The 21,095-nt window shown below is 69.9% G+C and carries 21 protein-coding genes; 8 read left to right on the plus strand and 13 right to left on the minus strand.

The features are described from left to right. The first annotated feature begins 49 nt into the window (after nt 1-49). Nucleotides 50-964, plus strand: coding sequence for an SDR family oxidoreductase (locus ACTWQO_RS42470; protein ID WP_443242725.1), 915 nt, complete (start codon nt 50-52; stop codon nt 962-964). A 235-nt stretch (nt 965-1,199) separates the two neighbouring features. On the opposite strand, the gene ACTWQO_RS42475 is transcribed toward ACTWQO_RS42470, so the two are convergent. Together ACTWQO_RS42475 and ACTWQO_RS42480 are read right to left on the minus strand one after the other, a co-directional pair. Further along, nucleotides 1,200-1,835, minus strand: a complete 636-nt coding sequence (locus tag ACTWQO_RS42475) for an NADPH-dependent F420 reductase (protein WP_443242726.1) — start codon at nt 1,833-1,835, stop codon at nt 1,200-1,202. A gap of 33 nt (nt 1,836-1,868) precedes the next feature. After that, entirely contained in the window at nt 1,869-2,603 is a 735-nt protein-coding gene (locus tag ACTWQO_RS42480) for an SDR family NAD(P)-dependent oxidoreductase (protein WP_443242727.1), read from the minus strand. Nucleotides 2,604-2,747: 144 nt separating this feature from the next. On the opposite strand from ACTWQO_RS42480, the gene ACTWQO_RS42485 reads away from it, so the two are divergent. Then, a complete protein-coding gene (locus tag ACTWQO_RS42485) occupies nt 2,748-3,359 on the plus strand; it encodes a TetR/AcrR family transcriptional regulator (RefSeq protein WP_443242728.1) in 612 nt (203 codons plus the stop codon). Nucleotides 3,360-3,396: 37 nt separating this feature from the next. Here the strand turns inward: ACTWQO_RS42485 and ACTWQO_RS42490 are convergent, their stop codons facing one another. Genes ACTWQO_RS42490 through ACTWQO_RS42500 form a run of 3 tightly spaced genes read right to left on the minus strand, consistent with a single transcriptional unit; the run spans nt 3,397 to nt 4,654 of the window. After that, complete coding sequence (locus ACTWQO_RS42490) at nt 3,397-3,690, minus strand: DUF1905 domain-containing protein (RefSeq protein ID WP_443242729.1); 294 nt, start codon at nt 3,688-3,690, stop codon at nt 3,397-3,399. A 3-nt stretch (nt 3,691-3,693) separates the two neighbouring features. Next, nucleotides 3,694-4,470, minus strand: coding sequence for a DinB family protein (locus tag ACTWQO_RS42495; protein ID WP_443242730.1), 777 nt, complete (start codon nt 4,468-4,470; stop codon nt 3,694-3,696). Between the two features lie 55 nt (nt 4,471-4,525). Further along, complete coding sequence (locus ACTWQO_RS42500; protein WP_443242752.1) at nt 4,526-4,654, minus strand: hypothetical protein; 129 nt, start codon at nt 4,652-4,654, stop codon at nt 4,526-4,528. A gap of 50 nt (nt 4,655-4,704) precedes the next feature. Here ACTWQO_RS42500 and ACTWQO_RS42505 point away from each other — a divergent pair, with 50 nt between their 5' ends. Then, complete coding sequence (locus tag ACTWQO_RS42505) at nt 4,705-5,502, plus strand: SDR family NAD(P)-dependent oxidoreductase (protein ID WP_443242731.1); 798 nt, start codon at nt 4,705-4,707, stop codon at nt 5,500-5,502. A gap of 105 nt (nt 5,503-5,607) precedes the next feature. Here ACTWQO_RS42505 and ACTWQO_RS42510 read toward each other — a convergent pair whose 3' ends face one another. Beyond that, a complete protein-coding gene (locus ACTWQO_RS42510; protein ID WP_443242732.1) occupies nt 5,608-7,002 on the minus strand; it encodes a pyridoxal phosphate-dependent decarboxylase family protein in 1,395 nt (464 codons plus the stop codon). 184 nt (nt 7,003-7,186) lie between these two features. Here ACTWQO_RS42510 and ACTWQO_RS42515 point away from each other — a divergent pair, with 184 nt between their 5' ends. After that, nucleotides 7,187-7,882, plus strand: a complete 696-nt coding sequence (locus tag ACTWQO_RS42515) for a L,D-transpeptidase family protein (protein WP_443242749.1) — start codon at nt 7,187-7,189, stop codon at nt 7,880-7,882. 29 nt (nt 7,883-7,911) lie between these two features. Here ACTWQO_RS42515 and ACTWQO_RS42520 read toward each other — a convergent pair whose 3' ends face one another. The 4 genes from ACTWQO_RS42520 to ACTWQO_RS42535 are packed head-to-tail and all read right to left on the minus strand — an operon-like array spanning nt 7,912 to nt 12,397. Beyond that, nucleotides 7,912-9,114: a Gfo/Idh/MocA family protein gene (locus ACTWQO_RS42520; protein WP_443242733.1), complete on the minus strand. Its 1,203-nt coding sequence runs from the start codon at nt 9,112-9,114 to the stop codon at nt 7,912-7,914. Nucleotides 9,115-9,129: 15 nt separating this feature from the next. Further along, nucleotides 9,130-10,470: an ABC transporter substrate-binding protein gene (locus ACTWQO_RS42525; protein ID WP_443242734.1), complete on the minus strand. Its 1,341-nt coding sequence runs from the start codon at nt 10,468-10,470 to the stop codon at nt 9,130-9,132. Between the two features lie 10 nt (nt 10,471-10,480). Next, on the minus strand, nt 10,481-11,413 hold the full coding sequence (locus ACTWQO_RS42530) for a carbohydrate ABC transporter permease (protein WP_443242735.1): 933 nt from the start codon (nt 11,411-11,413) through the stop codon (nt 10,481-10,483). A gap of 18 nt (nt 11,414-11,431) precedes the next feature. After that, entirely contained in the window at nt 11,432-12,397 is a 966-nt protein-coding gene (locus tag ACTWQO_RS42535; RefSeq protein WP_443242736.1) for a carbohydrate ABC transporter permease, read from the minus strand. Nucleotides 12,398-12,557: 160 nt separating this feature from the next. Between ACTWQO_RS42535 and ACTWQO_RS42540 the strand changes: the two genes are divergently transcribed. Both ACTWQO_RS42540 and ACTWQO_RS42545 read left to right on the plus strand, forming a co-directional pair. Then, on the plus strand, nt 12,558-13,718 hold the full coding sequence (locus ACTWQO_RS42540; RefSeq protein WP_443242737.1) for an ROK family protein: 1,161 nt from the start codon (nt 12,558-12,560) through the stop codon (nt 13,716-13,718). Nucleotides 13,719-13,851: 133 nt separating this feature from the next. Then, complete coding sequence (locus ACTWQO_RS42545; protein ID WP_443242738.1) at nt 13,852-14,037, plus strand: hypothetical protein; 186 nt, start codon at nt 13,852-13,854, stop codon at nt 14,035-14,037. A 64-nt stretch (nt 14,038-14,101) separates the two neighbouring features. On the opposite strand, the gene ACTWQO_RS42550 is transcribed toward ACTWQO_RS42545, so the two are convergent. Both ACTWQO_RS42550 and ACTWQO_RS42555 read right to left on the minus strand, forming a co-directional pair. Next, nucleotides 14,102-15,481: a S1 family peptidase gene (locus tag ACTWQO_RS42550; protein WP_443242739.1), complete on the minus strand. Its 1,380-nt coding sequence runs from the start codon at nt 15,479-15,481 to the stop codon at nt 14,102-14,104. Nucleotides 15,482-15,579: 98 nt separating this feature from the next. After that, nucleotides 15,580-16,611 (minus strand): hypothetical protein, encoded by a 1,032-nt coding sequence (locus ACTWQO_RS42555; RefSeq protein ID WP_443242740.1) that lies wholly within the window; start codon nt 16,609-16,611, stop codon nt 15,580-15,582. 25 nt (nt 16,612-16,636) lie between these two features. On the opposite strand from ACTWQO_RS42555, the gene ACTWQO_RS42560 reads away from it, so the two are divergent. Next, complete coding sequence (locus tag ACTWQO_RS42560; protein ID WP_443242741.1) at nt 16,637-17,815, plus strand: MalY/PatB family protein; 1,179 nt, start codon at nt 16,637-16,639, stop codon at nt 17,813-17,815. A gap of 26 nt (nt 17,816-17,841) precedes the next feature. Continuing rightward, nucleotides 17,842-18,228: a PPOX class F420-dependent oxidoreductase gene (locus ACTWQO_RS42565; protein ID WP_443242742.1), complete on the plus strand. Its 387-nt coding sequence runs from the start codon at nt 17,842-17,844 to the stop codon at nt 18,226-18,228. A 9-nt stretch (nt 18,229-18,237) separates the two neighbouring features. On the opposite strand, the gene ACTWQO_RS42570 is transcribed toward ACTWQO_RS42565, so the two are convergent. Further along, the gene (locus ACTWQO_RS42570) at nt 18,238-21,006 is read right to left on the minus strand and encodes a hypothetical protein (protein ID WP_443242743.1); all 2,769 of its coding nucleotides are present in this window, start codon (nt 21,004-21,006) and stop codon (nt 18,238-18,240) included. Nucleotides 21,007-21,095: the final 89 nt, after the last annotated feature.

Raw genomic sequence — 21,095 nt, forward strand, 5'->3', positions numbered from 1 at the left:
GGCTTACCCGTCACCCTCGTATCAGAGACGGTCACACGGGAGGCAGGACATGTCACAGCCACTGCAGGGCAAGGTCGCGCTGGTCGCCGGGGCGTCACGGGGAGCCGGACGCGGTATCGCCGTGGAACTCGGGGCGGCCGGCGCGACCGTCTACGTCACCGGCCGCACCACGCGCGCAAAGCGCTCGGAGTACGACCGCCCGGAGACCATCGAGGACACCGCCGACCTGGTCACCGAGGCCGGCGGCCACGGCATCGCCGTACCCACCGACCACCTCGACCCGGCACAGGTCCGCACCCTCGTGGACCGCGTCGCCGACGAGCAGGGCCGCCTCGACATCCTGGTCAACGACGTCTGGGGCGGCGAGAAGCTCTTCGCGTGGGACAGCCCGGTCTGGGAGCACGACCTCGACAACGGGCTCAGGTTGCTCAGGCTCGCCGTCGAGACGCACGCGATCACCAGCCACCACGCCCTGCCGCTGCTGCTGCGCCACCCCGGCGGCCTGGTCGTGGAGATGACCGACGGCACCGCCGAGTACAACCGCGACAACTACCGCGTCAGCTTCTTCTACGACCTGGCCAAGTCGTCCGTCCTGCGTATGGCCTTCGCCCTCGGACACGAACTCGGCCCGCGCGGCGCCACCGCCGTGGCCCTCACCCCGGGCTGGCTGCGCTCGGAGATGATGCTCGACCACTTCGAGGTACGCGAGGAGAACTGGCGCGACGCCCTCGAGATCGTGCCCCACTTCGCCATCTCGGAGACCCCGCGCTACGTCGGCCGCGCCGTCACCGCCCTCGCCGCCGACCCCGACGTGGCCCGCTTCAACGGCGAGTCCCTCTCCAGCGGCGGCCTCGCCCAGGTCTACGACTTCACCGACCTCGACGGCAGCCGCCCGGACGCCTGGCGGTACCTGGTCGAGGTACAGGACGCGGGGAAACCGGCGGATGTGACCGGCTATCGGTGAAGGTCCCGGCTCCCGATGAGGTCCCTGCCACCGGTGAGTTCCAGCGCTGCTCGCCGGTGGCAGGGGCCAGCGTGCCGAGTTGGCGCCGCGGCAGCGTCAAGTCGTCGCGTACGGCGGCGTAGTAGCCCTCACGCCCGGCGCGCTGGGCCTCCAGCAGGGCCTGGGTGCCGCTTACTGCCCGTCGCCGTGATGCGGCGGCGGGCTCCGCGGTGGGCGCTCTCCTTTCGGTAATCCGTCAACCGTTTGCTCGGACGGGAAGTTCGGCGATGCTGAGGGCGAAGTCCAAGTTCCCCACCCCATGGTTGGCGAGGCCCACCGTGACCACGCCCGCTCCTTCCAGCCAATGCGCCATTTTCAGGCCGCCGACGTCCAGCGGGCGCAGCCCGAGGGTCTCGATGAACGCCTCCACACTTGCCTTGGCCCGCGCATTGTCGCCAGCGATGAAGACGTCGGGCCGACCCTTCTCCAGGACATGACGGAAGACGGTGTTGAACGCCTTCACCACGCTGGCGCCGGCCGGGGCGACCTTGGCCACTTCCTGCGCGATCGAGGTCTCCTCGCGGTGAGCCAGCCCGTCGAACGTGGAGTTGAAGGGATTGCTGATGTCGACGATGACCTTGCCCGCGAGAGCGTCTCCGTACTCGGCGACGACCGGCACGACACCGTCGTACAGCAGGGCCACGATGACGATGTCCCCGGCCGGAGCGGTGCCCCATTCTCCCGTCGTGGTGCCGCCGCCGAGAGCCTTGGCCAGGTCAGCGGCCTTGGACTGATCGCGGCCCATGACCTCGACGGTGTTGCCGCCCGCCACCGCCCGCGCGCCGATGGTGCGGGCCATGTTCCCGGCGCCGATGATGCTGATGTTGCTCATGAGATGTCCTGCCCCAGTGGTGTGTTGTTCGGTTCAGATGGCGGTGGTGCCGCCGTCGGCGACGAGTTCCATGCCGTTGACGTAGCTGGAGTCGTCGGAGGCGAGGAAGAGGGCGGCGCTGGCGATTTCGTCGGGGCGGCCCATCTGGCCGCGGGGGATGAGGGACTCGAACTGGCGCCTGGTGGCCTCGTCGAAGAGTTCTTCCTGCTTGGCGGTGGCGACCTGGCCGGGGGTCAGGACGTTGACGCGGATGCGGCGGTCCTTGAGTTCGTTGAGCCAGATTCGGGCCCAGGCCTGCTGGACGGCCTTGCTGCCGGCGTAGACGCTCCAGCCGGGGAAGGCGCCGAGGGAGGCGTTGGAGCCGGTCATGAGGATGGAGCCGCCGTCGTTGAAGAGCGGGAGGGCCTTCTGGACGGTGAACAGGGTGCCGCGGGCGTTGAGCCCGAACCAGGTGTCGAACTGGGCCTCGGTGATCTCGCCGAGCGGGGCGGGCTCGCCGCCGCCGGCGCTGGCCCACAGCACGTCGAGGCTGCCCTTCTCCCGCTTGACGGTGTCGTACAGGCGGTCCAGGTCGTCCAGGTCGGCGGCGTCGCCCTGGACGCCGGTGACGTTGCGGCCGATCTGCTGCACGGCCTCGTCCAGGGCCTCCTGGCGGCGGCCGGTGATGAAGACGTGTGCTCCCTCGTCGACGAACAGCTTCGCGCCGGCCAGCGCCATGCCGTTGGTGCCGCCGGTGATGACCGCGACCTTGCCGTCAAGCTTTCCCATGGTCGTTCCCTTGAGTCGGTGGTGCCGTGTGTACCTGAGGCGATGTCGTTATGTACACCGCCCTGTTTGTTTAAGGTACGGGGCGGGCAGCCGGGACGCAAACTATGTACACCGGTCGTTACCTGGCCGCTGTACGATGGAGCCATGACGGAGTTGGAGAAGGGCCCCACGGGCCGCCGCCGCGGCCGGGGCGCCCGCGAGCGCCTCATCAGCGCGTCCCAGCAGCTGTTCCGCGAGCAGGGCATCAACCGCACCGGCATGAACGAGCTTTGCGCGGCGGCCCAGGTGTCCAAGCGCACGGCCTACCAGCACTTCACCGGCAAGGACGAACTCGTCGCCGAGTACCTGCGCCGGTTCGACCCCTCCGTTCTGTCCGGCGTGTTCGACCGCACCGACCTCACGCCCCGCGAACGGCTCCTCGCCGCCTTCGACATCCCCCCCGCGACCCCCCTGTGCCCCTACATCGGCGCCGCCGTCGAACTGCACGACCCCCAGCACCCCGCATCCCAGTACGCACGCGACTACAAGAAAGCCGTCGCCGCGCGGCTCGCCGACACCGCCCGCGAAGCCGGCGCCGCCGACCCTGAACAGCTCGGCGAGCAGCTCGCGTTGCTCATCGACGGCGCCGCGGCCCGCACCCGGGTCCTCAATGCCGACGCCTTCCCCACAGCCGCCGCCATCGCCGCCGTCCTCATCGACAACGCCATCCCCGCAACAGCGGGAGATGACCGGCGGCGGGAGGAAGTGTCGATCTGATCAAGCGGTGGACGGCACTGCTCGTGAAAGCCCGAGGCTAGGGCTGGAGGCGGACCGTCATGTCCACCGTCACGTCGTCACCTGCCGCGAGACCGTGCGGATTGCGGACAGCGTTCTTGAGCGGCAGCAGGTAGCGGCCGTCCTTGGGGAAGAGTGACGTCTCGAAGGTGATATCGCCGATCCGGGCCTGGACCGGGATCACGCCCCAGCCATATGTGGCCATTACGGCCACCTCCCGGATGTCGGCGGAGTCCTCGTCCGGCACGGGGACGAAGTAATACGGCGCCGGCCCGCGCCATTCAATCACCCGGCCGGCGAAGACGAGTTTCATGAGTCAGTCCCGTTTCTCGAGGACGGCCAGGTCACGCTCGGCGAACATGCGGTGCCACCACTCCTCGTTGAGGACGATCAGCAGGCACTCGCGGACGGGGAAGGTGTCGCCCTCGTCCGGCCAACCGGGGCCAACGAGCGGCTCGGTCCGGCTGTCGAGCTGCTCGTCGGTCAGGCCGTCGACCACCCGCCGCATCATCGCCATCGCGTCCAGCCGCAAGGCCAGCGCATCGTCGAGTGATGGGCGCGCGTCACGGTCGTGCGGTACGCCCGGCCGGGGATCCATTTGGTCCCACGGCAGGGACAGCGGGTGCCACGGGCTGGGATCGCCCAGGACGCAGCGGCCGACCCACGACTCGGTCGCGAACGCGAGGTGGCGCAGGGTCTGGATGAACGACCACTCGCCGCCGACCGACTCGTGCAGCCTCTCCGGGGCCAGTCGGCGCGCCCGCGCGATCGTCGCCTCCCACAGCCGCTCGTTGAGGTCCCAGCCCTCCCGGAACCCCTCGGGGGTGGTCGGCCGGAACTTGGGGCGGTCGGGATGCCGGCGGTCCAGCTCGGCCTCCACGAGCGGCGCGACGTCGACTCCGTTGACAACGAGGTTATGGATCTCGCCGTCGATGGTGGTGTCGACGATCTCGACGCCGCGCATCACGACACGGTGGAGCTCACATGCCCGGAACGTCGCCCCGTCCAGGTTCACCATGGTGAACCGTGCTCCCGTCATGTCGGCGCGCTCGAACTCCTTGCCGTGGAAGTCGGCGGAATCTCTGCCATTCATGGCGGCCAGAGTAGGGCCAGAGCGCTGCCTACCGGGACCATGCGGTGATGGCGGCCTATTCAGCTTGGGGAGTTGACCGGGGCGCCTCGCCGAGCAGGAGACTGCGAACGACCGCCGGATACGAGCCGAGCGCGCCGATCACGACGCCGATGAGCGCGGGCAGTTGTTGTATGAAGGCGGACATGCGCGCACGGTATCTGCCGTGTTGATCGTTCCGGTACTAGGTTCGGAGCCATGACGCACACGACACGCTTCGACGGGTACGGAGTTCTCGTCACCGGCGCGGCCCGCGGTATCGGCGCGGCCGTCGCCCTGAGGCTTGCCGAGGAGGGTGCACGCGTACTCGTCACCGACAGGGACGGGCCCGAGGCGGACAAGACGGCGTCGGCGCTGCGTGAAGTGGGCCTGGTCGCCGAGGCGTTGGTGTGCGATGTGGCGGACCGGACCTCGGTGGAGGCCGCCGTCGCGCACGCCGTCGAGTCGTTCGGGTCCCTCGATGTCCTGGTCAACAGCGCGGCCTGCTGCACTCCCGACACCGCGCTCTTCGAGGACGGCCCGGACGAGGCGTGGGACCGTGACCTCGACATCACCCTGACCGGCGCCTACCGCTGCTGCCGCGCCGCCCTGCCTCACCTGGCCGTCTCAGGGCGCGGCGCAATCGTCAGCATCGGCTCGGTCAACGGCGCCTACGACTTCGGCAACCACGCCTACAGCGCCGCCAAGGCGGGCCTCGCCTCCCTGACCCGCACGCTCGCCGGGCACGCCGCCCCGCGCGGAGTCCGCGTCAACCTGGTGATGCCGGGCACCGTGCGCACGTCCGCCTGGGAGGGCCGGGACGACGAACTCGACGCGCTGCGCCCGCTGTATCCCCTGGGCCGCGTCGGCGAACCGGAGGACATCGCCGCGGCTGTCGCCTTCCTCGCTTCCCGTGACGCGGCGTGGATCACCGGCACGACCCTCGCCGTCGATGGCGGCATCACCGCGGTCAACACCGGGTTCCGGACGGTCATTCGGCGACCCGGAGAGGCGTAAGCCCTCCGCTGGGTATGCGGGTCGTTTCACCGCGGGCCGGTGGGGCTGGTCGCGCCCACGCGGCGGAGCCGCATATCGATACAGCCCCGCGCCCCTTCGGGGCGTTCAGACCTCTGCTAGCGCCGAGCGGAGCGCGCCCAGGATCCGGTCCACATCGGCTTCCGATGTGCGCCAGTTGGAGAACGCGGCCCGCAGGCCGGGCGTGCCCCCGTAGACGGTCGGCGTCAGGAACGTCTCGCCCGACTCGGCGACCGCCTGCGCCAGGGCGTCCACGCGCTCCCGGGTCGGCTCGTCGGCCAGGGTGAAGCAGACGACGTTGAGGCGGACGGGCGCGAGCAGCTTGAGGCCGTCCAGTTCGGTGAGGCGTTCACCGAGGTCGCGGGCGAGTGCGACGGTGCGTTCGACGATCTCCCGGTGCCCCTCACGGCCGTACGCCATCAGGGAGAACCACGCCGGCAGGGCCCGCAGTCGGCGTGAGCTCTCCGGCGTGAGATGGAGGAAGTCGGGGTCCTCGGTGGGCAGTCCGATGTACGGGGACGCGTTGTGGAAGACCCTCACCTGGAGGTCCTGGCGGCGGGTGAACTGGACGGCCGCGTCGTAGGGCACGTTGAGCCACTTGTGCAGGTCGACGCAGACCGAGTCCGCGGCGTCGAGACCGTCGACGAGATGCGCGTAGGCGGGGGAGAGGGCGGCGAAACCGCCGAACGCGGCATCGACGTGGAGCCAGAAGTCGTACCGCTCCTTGAGCGCGGCGACGGCCCGCAGGTCGTCGAAGTCGACGGTGTTCACGGTCCCGGCGTTCGCCACGACGATCGCCGGACGCCCGGCCAGCGCTTCCAGGGCGTCGGCGAGCCGGTCGACGTCCACGGCCTCGCGGTTGCCGGGCAGGAGCGGCACCGGACGCAGCCGGTCCCGGCCGATGCCGAGGACGGACAGCGCCTTGAGGACGGTGGAGTGCGCGCTGCCGGACAGCACCTCGACCGGGCCGAGCGCCCCGACGCCGTCCCGGGCCACGTAGACGCCGGCGCGCTCGCCGAGCCATTCCCTCGCGATGGCGAGCCCCCCCAGGTTGGACGCCGTCGCACCAGTCACGAACACGCCGCTGTGTGCCCGGCTCAGCCCGAACAGCTCCCGAAGCCAGCTCACCGTCTCCCGTTCCAGAGCGGTCGCCCACGAGTCGGCGGCATTGATCACGTTCTGGTCGTACGTGCTCGTCAGCCAGTCCCCGGCGAGCGCGGCCGGCGTCGCCCCGCCCGTCACGAAGCCGAGATAGCGCGGGCCCGCCGAACCGGACAGACCCGGCGCCCACCGCTCGGCGAACCGCGCGAGAGCGGCCTCGGCACCGACCCCGTCGGCCGGGAGGTGCGCGCGGTCGGGTGCCTTGTCCAGGCGTACGACCGGACGCTCGGTCATCCCCGCCAGCTCCCGGGCGGCCAGGTCACGGACGGACTGCAGGAGTTCGGGAAGCCGGGCGAGGTCCTCGGCGAGTGCGCGTTGCATGAACGGCAGCGTAGGCGCGCCCGTCGACCAGGACGCGGTCCAATCCTGGGTGACTGGCCCCGAATCCCCCATCACGCGGAATGTCACCGTTTTGTCGCGGCGCGAGACCCACCACAACCGAATGCGCCGGACGCCGGTCTAGCTGGTGGCAAACGACACGCACATTCGCATGAAGGGCCAGGCCATGGGGGACATACGCAGACGGGGAGCCGTCGCTCTCGGGATCACCGGACTGGTGGCACCGCTCACGATCGCGCTGGGCGCCACGCCCGCGCAGGCCGCGAGCTGCACCACACAGACCGGCCCGTACCAGAAGCAGGTGGAGAAGTTCCTCGGCCGCCCGGTCGACGGCAAGCAGTCCGCCGCCGACTGCAAGGCCATCCAGAACTTCCAGACCAAGCACGGCATCACGCCGAACATCGGCTACGCGGGTCCCGTCACCTGGGGCGTGATGGACCTGATGAACAAGCAGAAGGCCGTCGGGAACAACCCCAACAAGGCCGGCAAGTGCCCCGTGAACAAGGGCCGTATCGCCTGCGTGAACCTCACCCTCCAGCTGAGCTGGATCCAGGACGGCAAGAAGCTCGTGTACGGGCCGGTGCCGGTCCGCACCGGCCGCAACGGCTACGAGACCCGCACCGGCCTGAAGAAGATCTACTGGCGGAACATCGACCACGTGTCGACCATCTACGACGTCCCCATGCCCTACGCCCAGTTCTTCGACGGCGGCCAGGCCTTCCACTCCGCCGGCGTCAGCATGTGGAACCCGCCGGGCTCGCACGGCTGCGTCAACATGACCAAGACCGTCGCCAAGAAGTACTGGTCGCTGCTGAAGAAGGGCGACGACGTCTTCGTGTACGGCCGCAAGCCGGGCACCTGACACACGGCGCCCGGCCCGCCGGGGACGCGTCACTGAGACGGTGCGTCCCCGAAGTCCGGGATCTCCAGCCTGGCCCCGCCCTGCCGCGCCGACTCGTGCGCGACGATGCCCGGCAGGGTGTAGCGGGCGGCGACCCACGCGTTCACCGACGGCAGGCTCCGCGTGTTGACCGCGGTCACGAAGTCGTCCACCAGGAAGTGATGGCTGCCCTCATGGCCGTTGTGCAGGTGGTCGAACTCCCGGGGCAGCCGCGACCGGTCGTGCACCGGAGCCGAACCGGAGGTGAAGGCGGCCCGCAGATCCGGCGCGATGTGCTGCAGTGACGGGTCGTCAGGAGACAGGGTGGGCTTGGGTTCCAGCAGCTCGCTGATGTCCTTGACGCCCTTCTTGTCCTGCCAGAACGCCACCGTCGCCAGCTGCTCCATGCTCGCCTCCGTCCCGAAGAACCGGAAACGCGACTCCCGGATGTGGGACGGATAGCCGACCCGCCGGAACTCGTTCGTACGGAACGAACCGCCGCCCGCCACCTCGAACAACGCGGTCGCGTTGGAGACATCGTTGCCGAACTGGCTGACCTGCTGGTCGAAGACGCCGTCGCCGCGCTCGTCGCGCACCCCGAGCGCCGACACGCTCACCGCATGCGTCTGCCAGGCACCCAGCACCCCGCCCACCGAGTGCGTCGGATACAGCAGCGGGGGATAGGAGGCGGTCGCCTTCCAGTTCTCGCCGCCGCTGTACTGGTACGCCTCGTAGAACCCCAGATCCATGTCGTGGACGTAGTCGCCCTCGGCGTAGAAGATCCGTCCGAAGGCGCCCTCAGCGATCTGGTTGCGGGCGTGGACCGTGGCCGGGTTGTACTGGCTGGTCTCACCCATCATGTACGTCAGTCCGGTCGCCTTGACCGCGTCGATGATCGCCGCTATCTCCTCCGTGGTGATCGCCATGGGGACGGCGGAGTAGACATGCTTGCCGGCGTTCAGGCCCTGCAGCACCAGCGGGCCGTGGGTCCAGCGCTGGGTGAAGATCGCGACCGCGTCGACCGCCTTCGACTCGAGCATCGCTTCGTACGAGGGGAAGGTCCCGGCCAGTCCCTGCGCGGCGGCGAGCTGCTCGGCCCGCTCGGGCAGCAGATCGGTGACGTAGACGTCGCCGACACCGGGGTGGGCGTGGAACAGCGTGGCGAACTGGCCGGAGAACTGGCCGGCGCCGACGATGCCGAGGGAGAACGTCATGAAAATGCGTGCCCTTCACTGGGAGAGGACCAGGTTGATCTGGTCGTTGGTCGAGTCGAGGGTGCTCACGGACTTGCCGTTGCCATAGATGTCCTCCATGGCGGGCGTCATGAGGGCGGTCACGTCCGCCGCGTAGTTGGTGATCGGGAAGGAGAAGGTCCGGAAGTCCTTCTGGTCGGCCACGGGTTCGGTGAAGGCCGAGACGTCGATGCCCTTCTTCTCGTAGGCGGCGATGGCGGCCTCGGTGCCGGCCGGAGTGGCGGGGAAGACGACCCCGGCCCTGCCGACGACGGTCTGGCACTTGTCGGAGGCCAGGTAGGCCACCCACTTGCGGGCGCCCGCCTTGTTCTTGGCGTCCTTGGTGATGGAGTCGGCGAGGCCGTTCATCATCGTGGCGCGTTTGCCGGTCGGCCCGACGGGGGTGACGGCGGTCTTGATGTCGAGGCCCTTGAAGCCGTCGTAGGCGGAGATCATCCATGCGCCGTCGAGGGCGGCGGCGGCCTTGCCCGCGGCGACCTGGGTGTTGGCCTGGTTCGACTGGATGTTGTAGTCGGAGAGGGGAGCCATGTATCCCTTCTTCGCCAGGCCGAAGTACCAGTCGATCACCGACTGGAAGGTCTTGCTGTCGTACTGGTACTCCGTGCCCCAGCGCGCCTTCTCCGTGTAGCTCCACCCGGCGGAGGCGGCGAAGGAGCTCCACTGCGTCTGACCGTCGCCCATGCCGCCGCCGTTGCTGGCCAGCCCGTACACCTTGACGTTGTTCTTGTCGAAGCCCGGCTCGTCGCCCCGCCTGCCCTTGTTGTCGACGGTGAGATGGGCGATGGCCTTCTCGAAGGTGCCGCCGTCCTCCGGGTTCCAGGCAAGGCTGCCCAACTGCTCCGCGGTGAGCCCGGCGTCCTTGGCCATCTTGTCGTTGTAGAAGAGCGCCACGGTGTCCCAGTCCTTCGGGGCGCCGTAGCGGTGGCCGTCCTGGCCGATCCAGTTGGCGGCGAGGCCCGGCTGGTAGTCGGCGTCCTTGATGCCGACATCGTCCAGCGGCTCCAGCACCTGCAGATCGGCGAACTGGCCGAACTTCTGGATGTGGTCGGTGAACACGTCCGGCTGGGTGCCCGCGATGAAGCCCGCGGTGAGCTTGGTCCAGTAGTCGCTCCAGCCCAACTGCGTGATCTCGACGTGCAGTCCGGGGTTCTCCTGCTCGAACCCCTTCGCGCAGGCCTGGTAGGCGGGCAGTTGGTTGGCGTCCCACAGCCAGTAGGTGACCGTGTCCGCCGACGAGCCGGTGCCGCCTTGCGCGCATCCGCTGACCAGGGACAGCGCCAGCGCTCCGGTCGCCGCTACGAGCGTACGCATTCGCATCGAAGTCCCCTTACTTGATCCCGGTGAAGCTGATGGAGCTGACGATGCGGCGCGCGAAGAACCCGAACAGCACCAGCATGGGCAGCGCGGCGATCAGCGTGGCCGCCATGAGGCCCGACCAGTCGACTCCGGTCGCCGGGGTCTGCGCCCGGAAGATCGCCAGTGCCACGGTGAGCACGCGTGAGCCGTCGCTGTAGGAGACCATCAGCGGCCAGAAGTAGTCGTTCCAGGACGTGATGTACGTCAGGACCGCCAGCGTCAGAACCGGTGTGGACGCCATCGGCAGCAGCACCCGGAAGAAGATCCGCACCTTTCCGGCTCCGTCGAGGAGGGCCGCCTCCTCGACCTCTCGCGGGATGTTCATGAAGAACTGCCGCAGGAAGAACACCGCGAACGGCGTCATGAACATCGTCGGCAGCGCGATCCCCACCAGCGAGTCCACCAGGCCGAGTTCCTTGATGAGCACGAAGTTCGGCAGCAGCGTGAAGATCGTCGGCACCATCAGCCCGGCGAGGAACAGGGCGAACACCTTGTCCCGGCCGCGCCAGCGCAGCCGCGCGAAGGCGTATGCGGCCATCGCGGAGAAGAAGATCTGGCAGACGGTCACAAGCGTGGAAACGATCACCGAGTTGAGCAGATAGCGCCAGAACTTCAGTCCGCCGCCCGCACCGCCCTGAGCGATCGCCTCCTCGGCCGACTGGAGACCGAGTGCTCGCTCGAAACCTCCCGTGGTCGGGTCGACCGGAAGCGGATCGGCCGGGTTCGCGGCGAGTCCGGAGTTCGTGGACAGCGCGGTGCGCAGGATCCAGTAGAACGGCAGCAGGGTGATGAGCACGATCGCGGCCATCACCACCCAGGCCACGACCCGGCCGGGGGAGAGCCTGCGGCGCTGTGCGCGCCGTACGTTCGGCACCTTCGTCGGTGTAGCTGTCACGGCAGCCATGTCGGTCGCTCCCCTCCGTCAGCCGAGGTCGGTCTGGCCGGCCCTGGTGAGCCGGTACTGGACGAACGTGATCGCGCTCAGCACGACGAGCAGGGCCACGGACATCGCGGACGCGTAGCCGAACTGGAAGCGGCCGAAGGCGGCGCCGTAGATGTAGTACTGGAGCACGTTCGTGGCGTTGGCCGGGCCGCCCGCGGTGGTCACGGCGACCGTGTCGAACACCTGGAACGAACCGATGACGGTCATGATCAGAACGACCGCGAGGACCGGCCTGAGCAGCGGCATCGTGATCCGCCAGAACATCCGCCACTCGCTCGCGCCGTCCACCTTCGCGGCCTCGTACATGTCGTTCGGGATGGCCTGCAGCCCGGCGAACAGCAGCAGCGCGGTGTAGCCCACGTGCCGCCACACATTGATCAGGGCGATCGTCGGGATCGCCCACGTCTCGTCCGCCAGGAACGGGATCCGGTCCGCGCCGACCGCCGCGATGATTTCGTTGCCGATGCCGAGCTGGGTGTCCAGGATCCAGAGCCAGACGATGCCCGCGACCACGTTCGACATCAGATAGGGCGTGAGCACGATCCCGCGCAGCACCGCCGACTGGGTCAGCCGCTGCAGCAGCACCGCGATCGCCAGCGCCGAGACCGTCTGCACACCGATGTTGATCAGCACGTACTCGACCGTGACCGTCAACGAGTCCCAGAAGATCGGGTCGTTGACCATGCGGACGTAGTTGTCGAAGCCCACCCACTCCGCCGGGGTGAGCAGATTGAACCGGGTGAAGCTCAGGTAGATGCCCCGCAGCGTCGGCCAGAGCAGGAACACCACGAAGCCCAGCAGGGCCGGGGCGAGGAACACCGCGGCGAGCCGTCCGTCACCCCGGTTCTCGCCGGCGCTCGCCCGGTCCGTCCTCGGTCTGGTCCGTGCCCCCTCCGCGGCGCCCGGTGGCAGGCGCGACGGTGGGCTGCTGGAGGCGATGGTCATCGGAGACTCCCTCGTCTGCGGCTCGTCCTCAGGCCACTTACTTTTGTAGCGGAAGAATCCTGACGTCAAGAGGCGTGCGAACATCTTTTGCCAGCCGGTGCGGCACCATAGAGTTGGTCATGTTGATTTCGTTGCAAAAGAATCTCCGGGGGTCGACATCATGACCGCAGCAGCCGCCAGCTGGCTTCCGCTGAGTCCGGGCGAGCGCTCGGTGGCGATCGAGGTACTCGTCCACGGCCCGCTGTCGCGCACCGAACTCGCCCGGCGGCTGAACCTGTCGGCGGGCAGCCTCACCCGGCTGACCAAGCCGCTGCTGGAGTCCGGCCTGCTGATCGAGGCCCCCGAGACGCCCGCCCTGCCCGAGGTCCGCCAGGGGCGCCCCTCGCAGCCCCTCGACGTCGTCGCCGAATCCCGCTCCTTCATCGGCTTCAAGATCACCGAAGACATGGTCTACGGCGTCGTCACCACCCTCAGAAGCGAGATCGTCGCCCGCCACGACCGCCCGCTCGCCACGCACGACCCCGCTGAGGTCGCCGACCTGCTGCGGGAGATGACCGAGGAACTGGCCCGCACCCACCCCCGGCTCGCCGGGATCGGCATCGGCGTGGGCGGGCTCGTCCAGGACCGGACCATGGTGGGGGAGTCGCCGTTCCTGCAGTGGCGGGACGTGCCCCTGGCCGAGCTCGTCGAGGAGCGCACCGGGCTGCCGGTCGTCGTCGAGAACGACGTCGCCGCCCTCGTCGAGGCCGAGACCTGGTTCGGCGCCGGCCGCGGACTCGACCGGTTCGTCGTCCTCACCATCGGCGCCGGCATCGGCTACGGGCTCGTCCTGGGCGGGAAGCGGGTGCCCTACGCCGAGGAGGACCGCGGCTTCGGCCGCCACTGGATCATCAACCCCAACGGGCCGCTCACCCCCGACGGCGCCCGCGGCAGCGCGGTCTCGCTGCTCACCATCCCCAACATCCGCTACCAGGTGCAGGCCGCCACGGGTGAGGACCGGACGTACGAGGAGATCCTCGCCCTCGCCGCCGCCGGCGAGCCCATGCCCGCCCGCGTCATCGACGAGGCCGCGCGCGCCCTCGGCACGATCGTCGCCCAGATCTCCAACTTCGCCATGCCGCAGAAGATCGTGCTCGCCGGAGAGGGCGTCGGCCTGATGGATGTCGCCGGGAAGACCGTCGACGAGGCGATCAGGGCCAACCGGCATCCGCTGGCCGCGCCCGTCGACCTGGAGACCAAAGTGTCCGACTTTCACGACTGGGCGCGCGGGGCCGCCGTACTGGCGATCCAGGTGCTGGTTCTGGGGGCCGTTGAAAGATGAATCGAATCAGGGTGGTTGAGGCGGAGCGGCGTGAACTGGGCCACATGCCTTGATAGATGACGTGATCAGCAACACGGTCCGATATGTCTGGAATATGTGTGATGACTCACGTGGCCTTCACGTCTGGAGCCGTATGCTTCACAGCATGTCCACCACTGTTGAACCCGCCTCCGCAAGGACGGCTGACGAGGTCAACGAGGAGATCCGGGCCCTGTGGCGCCGGTCGGGCGGGACACTGAGCGGCGAGCAGCGCGAGAAGTACCAGCGGCTCGTCCTGGAGTGGGCCGCCGCGGCCCCGCAGCCGGCGAGGGCGGCCTAGCATCCGCTGAAGGCCGCCGCGCATCATCGGCGGCCCGGATTTCCCTCACCGGCCCACGTTCTCATCAGCTCCACGTCGCCGAGTAATAGCGCTGGTAGGCCTTGCGGTCCTGTTCCGCGCGGATGTACCGGGTGGCCACCAGCGCGATCAGGCTGCCGCCCATGACCAGCAGACCCGGGCCGATGTTCCGGGGATTCGCGAGCCGCGACAGCAGCGTCGACGCGTCCACGATGCCCTCCACCGGAGCCGACGACCCGGGCGACGCGTCGCCGGGAGCGATCGCGCCCTGCGTGGCACCGGCGGACGGCTCCGCCGACGGCGAAGCGCTCTGCCCGCCGCCTGCCGGAGCGGCCACCAGCAGCTTCAGACCGAGCTCACCCAGCGCCTTCGTCACCGGCTGGAAGAACGTCGTACCGCCCGACGCGCAGTCGCCGCTGCCGCCCGAGGTCACGCCCAGGGCGACCCCCTCGGAGAACATCGGCCCGCCGCTGTCACCGGCTTCGGCGCACACATTCGTCTCGATCAGACCGCTGACCGTGCCCTCCGGGTAGTTGACCGTCGCGTTGACCGCGGTCACCTCACCGTCACGGAGCCCGGTCGTGCTGCCGCTGCGGAACACCTTCTGCCCGACGGACGCCTCGCCCAGGCCGGTGATCCGCACGCCCCGCCCCTCGCCGATGGAGACGACGTCGGCGCCGTCGCCCGCGCGGCCGTTCTCGTACTGGACCAGCGAGTAGTCGTCGCCGGGGAAGCTCTGCGTGGTCGTCCTGCCCACCTGCTCCCTGCCCCGGTTGTCGGAGAACCAGACGGAACCGGTGGGCCCGCAGTGGCCGGCGGTGAGGATGAAGTCGCGCTGTCCGTCGGTCACATTGAAGCCCGCGGAGCAGCGGCCCGCGGTGGACAGGATCGGCTGCGCCCCGTTGATGCGCGTCGTGAAGGTGCCCTCGGTGCGCTCCATGCGCACCGAGCCGCCGATGGCGTCGGCGATCTCGTTCAGCTCGTTCCAGTCGGCGGTGGAGACGGTGCTGTCGGCGCGCACCACGACCTCGTTGGACCGGTAGTCCACGGCCCACGCCGTGCCGGCCACCTTGGGCGTCGAACCCAGCGTCGACGTGGCCGACTTGAGGTCGCGCATGCTGTATTGCACCATCTTGGCCTCGGCCCCCGCCCGCTTCACCTCGGCGGCGGCCTCCTCGTCGGTGACCGCGACGACCGACCGGCCCTGGGCGTCGACCCAGCTGCCCGCCGTACGGGACGTACCGAGCCGGGACACCAGCCCAGCGCCCGTGTCCCCCGCGGACTGCGCCAACGTACGCGGCAGCTCGGCGCCGTCGGACGGCTCACTCGCCACCGCCCGCGTCACCATCGTGCCTCCCAGGAGGAGTCCGCCGACCGCCGCCAGACGTGCCACTCGCCGGACGACCCGTCGTCGTGCGTGCCTCATGCATGGCTCCCGAACCCGAACAGCGCGGTGTCAACACCACGGGGCACTCCGTCAGTTGAGCGCACCCTCCCTAGGTACGTGGCTCGGCCCCCGGGCGTTCAGAGGATCGGTGATCCTCTCAGCGCGCGCGGCTCGTCCATGCTGTCGTCCACCGGTCCGAGCCGCGCCCAGCTGCGTTCGTCGCCCCAGATGGACGCCGCGTCCACGTACGGCCGTACCAGCGCCGTGAGGACGGGGTCGCCGTGTCCGTTCAGCTCGTCGGAGGCGATCTTGCGGGCGATCCCGGCGAGGAAGTCGGCCAGCTGCACGCGCGGATCCAGCCCCGCCTGGACGAGCCGCAGCCCGCCGAGCCCGAACCCGGCCTGCCGGGCCGACTCCTCGATCCAGGCGATGCGGTCCGGCGTGAGCATGTTCTGCCGGTCGTGGACCAGCCGCACCATCCGGCCGCCCGCGCTCCAGTACGCGGCGGTGTGGACGATCGCGGGCAGCAGCGGATTGAGAAGGGGAATCAGGGTCGGACCGTGCAGAATTCCCGCCCGATAGGCATCCGCCCGGGAGCGGGCCGCCGCGAGCCGCTGCAGGGTTCCCGCCAGTTCCGTACCGGAATGCTCTCGCAGCAGTTCGTGGACCGTTCGGAAGAAGGTCTCGACCGGCAGCTGTGGCGCTCCGTCGTTCCTGACCCGCAGCAATTGGTTCGCCGCCTCGAGGAATTCCCGCCAGTTCCCCTCCCCGAAAGTCCGAGGCCCGTGCCGGAACAGCACGACGGCCGCGGAGCTGTCGCCGAGCAGCAGGTCGACGGCCCGGTCCACCACGAAGAACGCCTTCTCGGTGAGATGCACATGCGCGTGCCCATGGATCGGGCCCGAGGGCGCGAGCAGCCATTCCAGCACCGCGCGGTGTTTCTCCCGCAGAAGATGGTTCGCCTTGTACTCCTCCGCGGGTGAACGGATCCGGTCCCTTATCTCCTGCACGAATCCGGCCGCGGAATCCATGGGCAGCAGCACACTGCCGTGCGCGAAGACATCGGTGTTCCCGCCGGTGAGATTCTCCCCGTCCGACCCCGACTCGTCGCAGGCCACCTCGGGAATCCCGTCGACCGTCACCGTCCGCCCCCCGTGATTCCACGTCACGCCACAGCCCCCTATCTTGTGCTCCATGACCAGGATCCCGCACGAAACGTCCGGTGAACCGAATCCGCTGCATGCCCTCACTCTCGACCGTCTCCGATGCCGTACGAGCATGAAATGGCGCACCTACCCCGACGACGTCCTGCCGCTGTGGGTGGCCGAGATGGACGTGCCGCTCGCCGAACCCGTCGTCCGCGCGATCACCGACGCGCTCACGCTCGGGGACACGGGCTATCCCGCGGGCACCGCCTACGCCGAGGCGCTCGCCGGCTTCGCCGGAAAGCGGTGGGGCTGGGACGGGCTCGCCGTGGAGCGCACCGCGATCGTGCCCGATGTGATGCTGGGTGTCGTCGAGATGATCAAACTGGTCACCGGCCCCGGGGATCCGGTGGTGGTGAATTCACCCGTGTATCCGCCGTTCTTCCAGTTCGTGGAGCACATGGACCGGCGGGTGCTGCAGGCCCCGCTGGGCGCGGACCTGCGGATCGACCTCGGCACGCTGGAGGAGGTCTTCCGGCAGGCGGTCACGGACGGTCGACGCGCCGCCTACCTGCTGTGCAGTCCGCACAACCCGACGGGCACGGTGCACACCGCCGACGAGCTGGCCGCGATCGCCATGCTCGCCGACCGGTACGGGGTGCGCGTCGTCGCCGACGAGATCCACGCGCCGCTCGTCGCCGGCGGCGTCGACTTCGTGCCCTATCTCAGCGTGCCGGGCGGCGAGGACGGTCTGTCGCTGATGTCGGCCTCGAAGGCGTGGAACCTGGCCGGGCTCAAGGCCGCGCTCGCGATCGCGGGCCCCGCTGCCGCCGCCGACCTCGCCCGGATTCCCGAGGAGGTCAGTCACGGCCCGAGCCACCTCGGCGTCATCGCCCACACCGCCGCCCTGCGCGACGGCACCGCCTGGCTGGACGCGCTGCTCGCCGGCCTCGACGACAACCGGCGCCTGCTCGCCGACCTGCTGACCGAGCACCTCCCCGCGATCCGCTACCGCCCGGGCGAAGCCACCTACCTCGCCTGGCTCGACTGCCGCCCGCTCGGACTCGGGGACGACCCGGCGCAGGTCTTCCTTGAGCGCGGGCGCGTGGCGCTGAACTCGGGCATCCCCTTCGGCACGGGCGGGACGGGACACGTACGCCTGAATCTGGCGACGTCGCCGGAGGTGCTGGAGGAGGCGATACGACGGGTCGCGACGGCGTCGGGATGACATGACCGGGCCTAGACTTGCCGGTCATGGATGACACGGCGTTGCAGCGGCTCGGTGCGGGCCAGTACCTGCTGGTCACCAGCTATCGCAGGAACGGCACTCCGGTCGCCACCCCGGTGTGGGTGGTGCGCGACGGGGACACGCTCGGCGTCTGGACCCCCGCCGACTCCTGGAAGGTCAAGCGGATCCGGGCGCGCGGCGATGTCCTCGTCGGCCCCTGCGATCTGCGCGGGAACCCGACCGGCGACCAGATTCCGGCCACCGCCGAGATCTGCGACGAGGCCACCACCGCCCGCTACCGCACACTCCTCGCCCGCAAGTACGGCATCGTCGGGCGCCTCACCCTGCTCGGCAGCAGGATGAGGCGCGGCCTGAAGGGAACCGTCGGCATCCGTGTGACGCCGACTCCCTGAGGTGGCCGTCTAGGACGCGTCCAGCACCGTCCCGTTCATCACCGCCCCGTCGCTCTGCGGCTCACCGAAGTCGTCGATCTGCCGGAACCGCACGGACTCCGCGGGCTCGGTCGCCGCGTCCCCGATCGTGGGCAGGGTCACGTCGACGGAGGTCTGCCCTGCGGGGACGTCCATCCACAGGTAGAGGCCCTCCAACTGGGAGAGCGGGCGCTCCGGGTCCGGCGACTCACCCGAGTACTCCTGGAGCCACTGCGGGTCGACGTCCTTCGTGGACAACTCGGCGCCACCGGTCACCGGCTCCACGCGGAACAGGGGCCAGATCTCCGTGTCGGCGGGCTCGGACAGGGTCACCCGCCACTTCAGTGGCTGGCCCTCGGTCACCCGGTCGGCGACCGGCGTGACGCCGATCGTCGGCGCGGGGTCGTCGTTCGCCGCGGTCACGCCGCCCCGGTACGAGCCGATCACCGAGTTCCGGACCGCCTTCACCAGCACGTCGTGCGTCACGTCGTACGAGAAGCGGGTGTTCCCCTCGACCTTCACCGGCACGTCGATGTCGTTGCCGCCGGGCCGTACCGTGACGAGCCGTTCCTCGCTGTTCCCGGTGTCCGGGTTCACGACGTACACCCGGACCTGGCCGCTGCCCTGTCCGGACACCCGCACGGGCACCCGGTAGGTCCGCACGCCCGAGTCGCCCTCGTCGACGGTGAGGCGGCCGATGTCGACGCGTGGCAGCGTGGCCTCGCGGACCGCGGGTGTGCCGGGGCGCCAGCCCCAGGCGTCCATCAGCCAGGCCTTCCCGGACCCGGAACGCGGCGTCAGCTGCAGGGAGTTGATGTGCCGCAGATCGAGACCGGCGCGGCCGGCCGCCGCCAGCGGTACGCGGACCTCGCGGGCCCAGTACGAGGCGGTCCGCTCACTGCCGGGCAGCCCGTCCACGCGGACCCGGCCCAGAGTGGCCCGTCGCCCGGAGGTGTCGGCCACAGCCACGTCCAGCTGGGTGCCGGTCGTGTTCGGCGGCACGATCACGCGCAGCGTCAGCCCCTTGGCCCCGCCGAGGGACAGCGGTTTGTCGGTCCGCACCCGGGCCGCGGACCCCGGTTCGGACCAGCGCAGCGCCACCGCACGGCGCCCGGACTCCGGTCCCGCCTCCCAGGACGCGAAGTGCGGGGAGGCGCCCGGGGTTTCACGGTCCAGGCAGGTGACGGCCGGGTCGGGGTCGGTGACGGAGCACAGCTTCCCGCCCGTGACGGAGACCTTGCCGTCCGGCAGGAAGCCGGCGCGGCGGTTCGCGCCGACCGCGTGTGTGAGGACGCGCGCGGGATCGGCGGAGGGTGCCCGCTTGCCCGAGCCGTCCAGCAGCGGACGCACCCGGTCGTCGCCGGCGACGAACAGCCTGGCAGCCGCCGCGATGTAGGTGGCGCCCGCCTTGTGCTGCTGGTCGGCCGTCAGCCGGGTCCGGGTGCCTGGCGAGCACACCGGGTCCGGCTGCTCCTCGTCGTCGTAGAAGTCGTCGTCCGCGGGCGCCTGGGCCTGGCCCGGCGTCCACTCGCTGTTGAAGAAGTTGTGGTTGGCGCCGACCACGTAGACGGCGCTGTGCAGTGCGCTGCCCCGGCTGACGCCGCGGGTGCCGTCGACGTACACCTCGCCCTGGAGATCGGAGACGTCGCCGTCACAGCCCGGCAGGATCGTCAGGGACGGCACATCGGGGACCGGGTTCTGGCCGAAGATCGTCGGGCCGATGAGCACGGTGCCGCGGATATGCCAGCGCACGCGGCCGTGGTAGCCGTCCTGCTGGGCGGGCGGCGGGTAGAGGCTGTCCATCGCGGCACGGTTGACGCCCTCGCCGCCGCGTGAGTGCCCGACCAGCAGGACCCGCGAGAGGTCCGTCTTCGGCGATTTGCGTACGATCGCCGGGGCCGCGTCCGGGTGCCCGGCCCAGTCGGCCCAGCGGGCGAGATGCTGCCGCACCAGCGACGAACGGGCCTGCGCGCCGCCGTCCTCGGCCGCGAAGTCCTGGCCGTTGACGCCGTTGGCCGAGATCGACACCGTCACATAGCCCTGCGAGGCCAGCAGCTTCTGGTCGCGCAGATAGCCGCGGTGGCTCGGGATCGACTTCGTTCCGGTCGGGCAGGGCCAGTCGCCGGTGACGTCCTCGGTGCCCTTGTAGCAGGTGGCGTGGCGGCCGTGCAGGAAGAGCGCGAGGGGGCGCTTGCCGGTGGCGCCGTCCGGTGCCACCACCACGGCCTGCATCTCCACGGGCTGCGGGAAATCGGGCAGCTTCACGGAGTCGAGCTTGTACTCGCCGGTGACCGTCCGGTACGAGCCCGGCTTGCCCGGGTCGACGGAGTTGGCCGGCAGTGCGGCCGGCGGGTTCGCCACCGCCGGGGAACGCCGGTCCTGCCGCTCCTCCTCGGCGACACCGGCCGCGTCCAACCGCCGCCCGCCGGAGAGCACTTGAAGGTCCTTCGCGGAGTTCAGCGGTACGGCTTCGAGGTCCAGCCGGAACGTACGGCCGTCCTTGCCGGGCACCGGTCTGCCCAGCAGCCGGTCGCCGTCGTAGAACTCGACCCGCGCGTCACCCATGGGCACCGGCTCGGCCGATCGCCACACCAACTGCCGGTCCTGGCCCGCACCGGTGACCTGCCAACCCGGTGGAAGGTCCGCCGACACCGAGAGCCGGGCTGCTCCGGCCGGCTGTGCCTGCGCCAGTCCTGGTGCTGCCCCCACCACCGCGAGCACCGCCGCAGCGGTCACCCCTATTCGCCGGGCACGTAACAACGTTGTCCTCCTCCGCCCTGGGCTCGGGCACTCCGGCTGGTCCGGACGGCCCTCACGCCACGGAGGACGGAGTGTGGGGTCTGTGGGTT

Source organism: Streptomyces sp. 4N124 (assembly GCF_052245395.1).
Classification (GTDB): Bacteria; Actinomycetota; Actinomycetes; order Streptomycetales; family Streptomycetaceae; genus Streptomyces.

Bases quoted from the DNA above. Each gene is read 5' to 3' on its own strand.
- ACTWQO_RS42520 (WP_443242733.1), bottom strand. From the start codon at position 9,114: ATGACGTTCTCCCTCGGCATCGTCGGCGCCGGCCAGTTCTCCGGCCAG.
- ACTWQO_RS42485 (WP_443242728.1), top strand. From the start codon at position 2,748: ATGACGGAGTTGGAGAAGGGCCCCACGGGCCGCCGCCGCGGCCGGGGC.
- ACTWQO_RS42475 (WP_443242726.1), bottom strand. From the start codon at position 1,835: ATGAGCAACATCAGCATCATCGGCGCCGGGAACATGGCCCGCACCATC.
- ACTWQO_RS42490 (WP_443242729.1), bottom strand. From the start codon at position 3,690: ATGAAACTCGTCTTCGCCGGCCGGGTGATTGAATGGCGCGGGCCGGCG.
- ACTWQO_RS42560 (WP_443242741.1), top strand. From the start codon at position 16,637: ATGACCAGGATCCCGCACGAAACGTCCGGTGAACCGAATCCGCTGCAT.
- ACTWQO_RS42540 (WP_443242737.1), top strand. From the start codon at position 12,558: ATGACCGCAGCAGCCGCCAGCTGGCTTCCGCTGAGTCCGGGCGAGCGC.
- ACTWQO_RS42510 (WP_443242732.1), bottom strand. From the start codon at position 7,002: ATGCAACGCGCACTCGCCGAGGACCTCGCCCGGCTTCCCGAACTCCTG.
- ACTWQO_RS42565 (WP_443242742.1), top strand. From the start codon at position 17,842: ATGGATGACACGGCGTTGCAGCGGCTCGGTGCGGGCCAGTACCTGCTG.
- ACTWQO_RS42550 (WP_443242739.1), bottom strand. From the start codon at position 15,481: ATGAGGCACGCACGACGACGGGTCGTCCGGCGAGTGGCACGTCTGGCG.
- ACTWQO_RS42480 (WP_443242727.1), bottom strand. From the start codon at position 2,603: ATGGGAAAGCTTGACGGCAAGGTCGCGGTCATCACCGGCGGCACCAAC.
- ACTWQO_RS42535 (WP_443242736.1), bottom strand. From the start codon at position 12,397: ATGACCATCGCCTCCAGCAGCCCACCGTCGCGCCTGCCACCGGGCGCC.
- ACTWQO_RS42530 (WP_443242735.1), bottom strand. From the start codon at position 11,413: ATGGCTGCCGTGACAGCTACACCGACGAAGGTGCCGAACGTACGGCGC.
- ACTWQO_RS42505 (WP_443242731.1), top strand. From the start codon at position 4,705: ATGACGCACACGACACGCTTCGACGGGTACGGAGTTCTCGTCACCGGC.
- ACTWQO_RS42470 (WP_443242725.1), top strand. From the start codon at position 50: ATGTCACAGCCACTGCAGGGCAAGGTCGCGCTGGTCGCCGGGGCGTCA.
- ACTWQO_RS42500 (WP_443242752.1), bottom strand. From the start codon at position 4,654: ATGTCCGCCTTCATACAACAACTGCCCGCGCTCATCGGCGTCGTGATC.
- ACTWQO_RS42545 (WP_443242738.1), top strand. From the start codon at position 13,852: ATGCTTCACAGCATGTCCACCACTGTTGAACCCGCCTCCGCAAGGACG.
- ACTWQO_RS42515 (WP_443242749.1), top strand. From the start codon at position 7,187: ATGGGGGACATACGCAGACGGGGAGCCGTCGCTCTCGGGATCACCGGA.
- ACTWQO_RS42525 (WP_443242734.1), bottom strand. From the start codon at position 10,470: ATGCGAATGCGTACGCTCGTAGCGGCGACCGGAGCGCTGGCGCTGTCC.
- ACTWQO_RS42495 (WP_443242730.1), bottom strand. From the start codon at position 4,470: ATGAATGGCAGAGATTCCGCCGACTTCCACGGCAAGGAGTTCGAGCGC.